We start from the raw sequence: 5,338 nt of genomic DNA, 5'->3' as shown, positions 1-5,338 counted from the left end.
ATTCTCTGGCCAGTTGGGCAGCTGATTCGCCTTGCTTATATAGGTTGATAATGTTTTGTTTGAATTCTTTGTCGTAATGAGTTGGCATGTAAAAATTCCTTCCTTTTGAGAGACGATTTATTCATTATACCCTCTCTTAAAAGTTGTCTCAGGAATCAGCTTACATCCAAGTTAAAATTGCGCTGGATTGATCGACATGCTAAACCAGTTACCTATAAAGAATTAGTGGCCTTGGTCGAAGAAGGCATCAACTATTTTAATCAACTAGATCGTTCACCAGCAAGAAACGACCTCACCCCAGCGGAATACTGGAATGAGGCCGTTTAAGCAAAGCAAAACTTATATTATTTCAAATGACAACTTGACAGGGACTAGTACAACTCAGGGGGCTTTACTTTAATATTTCCTGTAGATATTAGCCTTTTTTTAATTTTAATTATGCCTAGAAGCCTATGTTAGAAGTCATAGTCGCCGCTACTCATAGCTTCAGCATTACCCATTAGATAGCCAGCACCAACTTGTGAAAAGAAATCATGATTGGCCGTTTCGGTTGAAATTCCGTTCATTACGATTGGGTTGATATCTTTAATCTCAGCATTAGGGAAGCGGGATTCAAAGCCCATATTTTGGAGCGCCTTGTTGGCGTTGTAGTGAACGAATTGTTTAACGTCTTCCGCTAACCCAATCGGCGCGTAAACTTCTTCGGTGAACGCAAACTCGTTCTCAAGGAGATCGTCGAGCAACTCATCCATCCACTTTTTGAATGTTTTTTGTTCAGTCGCCGATAGCTCGTTATATCCCAATTGAAATTTGTAGCCGAGGTAGGTACCATGAACAGATTCATCGCGGATCACCAGTTTGATAACTTCAGAAAGATTTGCCAGCTTATTGTTACCACGGTACCAAAGTGGGGTAAAAAAGTTGGTGTAGTACAAAATTCCTTCAAGAAAGACGCTTGCAACTTTCTTTTCAAGGTTGTTTCCCGTTTGATAAATATCATTGATCCGTTTGGCTTTGTATTGCATTCTGGGATTATTGTTCATCCATTTGAATACTTCGTCAACAGTGGCTTGATCGTTCAAAGATGTCAAAATAGTGCCGTAGCTTTTGGCATGAATTGACTCCATCATCAAAAAGTCATTGAGGACTGCTGCTTCTTTTCGTGTCCGAACGTCGGGCCGCATCACGTCGACTCCTTCTTCAGATTGGAGTGTATCCAGCAAGGCTAATCCACCCACAACCCGATTGATAACCGATTTTTCGGTGCCAGAGAGTGTCCGCCAGTCCCGTAAATCATTAGAAACAGGTACTCGCGTATCCAGCCAGTATTGTGCCGTTGCTTTATCCCATACATATTCGTCAAGTTCGTCTTCGATGATGTCCCAATTAATTGTTTTATAGCTCATTAGTTGAATACTCCTTAAAAGTCGTAGTCGTCATCGGTCATTTTTTCAGTGTCCGATTCATTGTTTGCAGCCGTTACCTGTTGCAAAAATTGATTTTGGTCAATCATCAGTTCTTTGAGTTGCGCCACTAGTGAAGACGGTTGAACTTCGTAGACAGCGTTAAAGCCAAGTGACATTAATGCATGATTGGCACCATAGGAGGCCAGATTGATGGCTTCGGTGGCATCGTCAAGGTTAGCTTCTAAGAAGTCTTTTTCAGTTTGCATGAGTTGATCAAACTGTGTATTAATCCAATACTGCAGTTCGGTTTGATCACTTACAGTGAGTTCTTCAAATCTGAGGCGAAATTTGTAACCAATATAAGCACTAAAAAGGGCGCTACCGCGGAGAATATTAGCCAACATTTGGTAAGTATTGACGAGAGCCTGTGTTTGAAGTATTGTCCAGTATTTACCAAACGAGAGCCCAGTTTCAGTCAGAATAAAAAGGGCTTTTTTCTGTAAGGCCATATCGCTAGTGCTCATTTGGGCTAGTTGGTCAATTTCAGCTTGCAGATTGGCATTATCATCTGCCCAAGTAAAACTTTCACCGCCGTTACCCGGAATCAGAGCCCGGAAAATGGTCGTACAGCTTTTGGCATGGACTGATTTCATAAAGGTAATGGTGTTTAATACGGATTCTTCTTGTTGAGTTCGCCGATCGTGGCGAATAGCAGGGGTGCCAACTTCTGATTGGTAGACGGCTAACATTGATGTACCTGCCAACATACGAGTAATGGCCTGTTGTTGAGTATCTGATAGCTGTTGCCAAGCCGTTTGATCATTCGTGATGGGAATCCGAATGTCCAACCAAAAGTTAGTGGTGAGTCGTTCCCACATGTATTTATCGAAATTATCTTTAATATCATCCCAGTTAATTGCTTTGTAGTATAAATAGTCCATCGTTATTTGTTCGTCTCCTTAATTAGGATTCATGGGTATATGGGTCTTGTGACCCAATAACGTATGCCGGTGTGTTAAACGGACGGTAAGACCCCAAGTGAATTTCCTAGATCATGCATGATTCACATTCATTTGCCGTTTTAATTTCATCGTCTTCTGTAAACGTTCGAATGTAATAAAGTGACTTAATGCCCTTTGTCCAGGCGTAATTCCGTAACCGGTTAAGGTCTCGGGTTGTCATCTTTAAATTGTTATTGTCCTTCCACTCGTAAAGGTCAGGTTTCAAAACTGAACGCATAAATAGTGTCAGACTCATGCCTTGATCAATGTGCTTTTGAGCTACGGCATAGGTGTCAATAATTTTTCGTTGATCAATATCATATGCGGGTGTGTAGTAAGGCAAAGTTTCGTTAGACAGGTAAGGTGCTGGATAGAAGATTGAGCCTACCTTATTTTCCTGACGTTGTTCTACTAATTGTGTGATTGGATGAAGTGATGCACTTGTTTCATTGACGTACGAAATTGACCCGTTCGGTGCCACAGCGAGTCTATTACGATGATAAAGGCCGCCAGTAATCACAGCTTGCTTGAGTGCCTTCCAATCTGTAACAGATGGTAATTTAATATTTTTGAAGATTTTTGCAACTTTGGTACTCTTGAATTCAAAGTCTGCGTTCAAGTATTGATCGAAGTAACTGCCATCAGCGTACTTTGATTGGTCAAATTTAGCGAAGGTTTCGTGGCGTTCACGGGCAATTCGATTGCTCGTAACGAGTGAATAGTAGTTTAAAGCTAGGAAGTAGGCATCAGTAAATTCAAGGGCCTCTGGTGAGCCATACTCAATTTGGTGGCGTGCAAGGGCAGTATGCAGACCCATAGCCCCTAATCCAATCGTGTGGTAAAGTTCGTTACCATGTTTAACAGTCGGTACTTCCTTAACGTCGGTTGTGTCAGTTACGAGGGTGAGCGCACGAACAGCAACCTCAACTGAGTGACCGAAGTCCGGCGAGTCAATCATATTCATGATATTAGTTGATCCGAGATTACATGAAATATCGGTGCCAATTGTCTTGTACGATAGGTCATCATCAAGTTTTGACGGTTCTTGAGGCTGTAAGATCTCACTACAAAGGTTACTCATAATAATTTTGCCATCGACAGGGTTAGTTTGGTTGGCCGTATCAATGTTCAAGATGTAAGGATAACCAGATTCTTGTTGGAGTTGAGAAATCTTTTGTTCTAGTTTCCGCGCGTTAAAAACTGACTTCTTAATATTGGGGTTAGCGACCATGTTGTTATATTCTTTGGTGATATCGATGTAAGCAAATGGCGTACGATATTCACGTTCGACATCATAGGGGCTAAAAAGATACATTGGTTCGTTAGTCTTGAGTAATTCATAATATTTATCAGGAACAATCAAACCGAGGGACAAGGTCTTCACCCGAATTTTTTCGTCCGCATTTTCCTTTTTGGTATCCAGAAAATGTAAGATGTCAGGATGGAAGACGTTGAGATAAACCACTCCGGCGCCGTTCCGTTGCCCAAGTTGGTTACTGTAGCTAAATGAGTCTTCAAGTAACTTCATCACTGGTACAACGCCAGACGAGGCGTTGGAAATCTGCTTAATAGGATCACCTGAGGCGCGCAAGTTTGACAGGTTAACGCCGACGCCCCCACCGATTCGAGATAGTTGAAGGGCAGAATTAACGCCGCGTCCAATTGAGAGCATGGAGTCGGCCACATCGATTAAAAAACATGATACCATTTCACCGCGCCGTTTTTTACCCGCGTTGAGAAACGTGGGGGTGGCAGGCTGATAACGTTGTGAAATCAATTCATCGGCAACGTCATTGGCAAGTTGTTCATCACCATTAGCGAGATAGAGGGCATTGAAGACGACGCGATCGACAAAGTCTTCCAAAAATTGCTGGCCATCATTAGTTTTCATGGCATATTGTGTGTAGAACTTGTAGGCACCGAGAAAGCTGCGAAAACGAAAGTGATGGTCTCTCATTTGGTCGAACAAGGACTGCACAAACTTGTGAGAGTATTGTTCCAGGATACTTGGATCGATATAATCTTCGTCAACCAAGTAATTTAACTTGGCATTTAACGAATCAAATTGCTTGGTCTTCGGTTTAACTGTCTCTTCGAAATAAGCCTTTAGGGCTTCTTGATCATAATGTAGCGGAATTTCTCCGTTGCTTGGGATATTTACGAGGTTATTTAAGTAAAAATAGGTATTTTCCATTTCTGGGGTGCTAGTTACCATTAGGGATTACTCCTTCGTTGTTTGAAAACAAAATTGATTGCGATAGGTTAAGATGGCATCGGCAATGCGAGGAATGTCGTGTGCGGTGCCACGTAGCTCAAAATCGGTAATGTAAGGAAAATCGAAGCGTTTAGCATATTGTTTAGCCGTGAGTGCAAACTGCTTATTAAAATTACGATTACCACTACCGATAATACCGTAGCAATGCTGGTAATTGCCTTCGTACGCGAGGTAATCTCCCAAAATAGTGGTTAATATTTCAGTATAACCGTCATTAACCCCATTACCACCTTTAAGAAAGGCTGGTAGGAAGGTAACAAACGGCTGGTCAAGAGTGGTGAATTCAGGGTGTTCTTTAACATTAATTGAACTAACCCGAACATGACGTTCTTTCTCAAAGTATGTTGTCAGTCTGCTAATAAAATATTTCGTGTTGCCACTCAAACTGATGTAGAGAATATTTATGGTTTCCGTAACTAATCATCGTCCTTTTTCTATATATAGTGGTTAGGCGATCATTATAGCACTATATATGGTGTCTATGCAAATTGGTGGACGATCTGATTGATCTACAAATTGTGTTGAATATAAAGATTCAAGAGCGTAAAATATCTTGTGTAAATGCATAAAAGATTTCTGAATTGTATAGAAATAGGGAATGCCTTCCCTTATGATATTTAGTAACCACAGAAAACATCACAGGAGGCATTCCCCAT

General features: G+C 41.3%; 4 protein-coding genes. All 4 read right to left on the bottom strand.

Going from position 1 to position 5,338, the window contains the following annotated elements:
- Positions 1-455: 455 nt before the first annotated feature.
- The 4 genes from nrdF to nrdI all read right to left on the bottom strand — a co-directional run bounded on the left by nrdF (position 456) and on the right by nrdI (position 5,087).
- Entirely contained in the window at positions 456-1,406 is a 951-nt protein-coding gene (gene nrdF, locus EKM89_RS13425) for a class 1b ribonucleoside-diphosphate reductase subunit beta (RefSeq protein ID WP_020923860.1), read from the bottom strand.
- Positions 1,407-1,420: 14 nt separating this feature from the next.
- Positions 1,421-2,347 carry a ribonucleotide-diphosphate reductase subunit beta gene (locus tag EKM89_RS13420; protein ID WP_010623241.1) on the bottom strand — a complete coding sequence of 309 codons (927 nt, stop codon included), beginning with the start codon at positions 2,345-2,347 and terminating at the stop codon, positions 1,421-1,423.
- Between the two features lie 106 nt (positions 2,348-2,453).
- Positions 2,454-4,601, bottom strand: coding sequence for a class 1b ribonucleoside-diphosphate reductase subunit alpha (nrdE, locus tag EKM89_RS13415; protein ID WP_164510602.1), 2,148 nt, complete (start codon positions 4,599-4,601; stop codon positions 2,454-2,456).
- A gap of 27 nt (positions 4,602-4,628) precedes the next feature.
- Positions 4,629-5,087: a class Ib ribonucleoside-diphosphate reductase assembly flavoprotein NrdI gene (gene nrdI / locus EKM89_RS13410; protein WP_072533468.1), complete on the bottom strand. Its 459-nt coding sequence runs from the start codon at positions 5,085-5,087 to the stop codon at positions 4,629-4,631.
- Between the last annotated feature and the right edge of the window lie 251 nt (positions 5,088-5,338).

Origin of the sequence: Levilactobacillus fujinensis, assembly GCF_003946335.1 — a bacterium.
Classification (GTDB): domain Bacteria; phylum Bacillota; class Bacilli; order Lactobacillales; family Lactobacillaceae; genus Levilactobacillus; species Levilactobacillus fujinensis.
The sequence above is the reverse complement of the archived record's forward strand: the minus strand, read 5'-3'. Positions and strand labels throughout refer to the sequence as shown.

Excerpts from the sequence above, each read along its gene's own strand:
- nrdF (WP_020923860.1), bottom strand. The coding sequence starts at position 1,406 with ATGAGCTATAAAACAATTAATTGGGACATCATCGAAGACGAACTTGAC.
- EKM89_RS13420 (WP_010623241.1), bottom strand. The coding sequence starts at position 2,347 with ATGGACTATTTATACTACAAAGCAATTAACTGGGATGATATTAAAGAT.
- nrdE (WP_164510602.1), bottom strand. The coding sequence starts at position 4,601 with ATGGAAAATACCTATTTTTACTTAAATAACCTCGTAAATATCCCAAGC.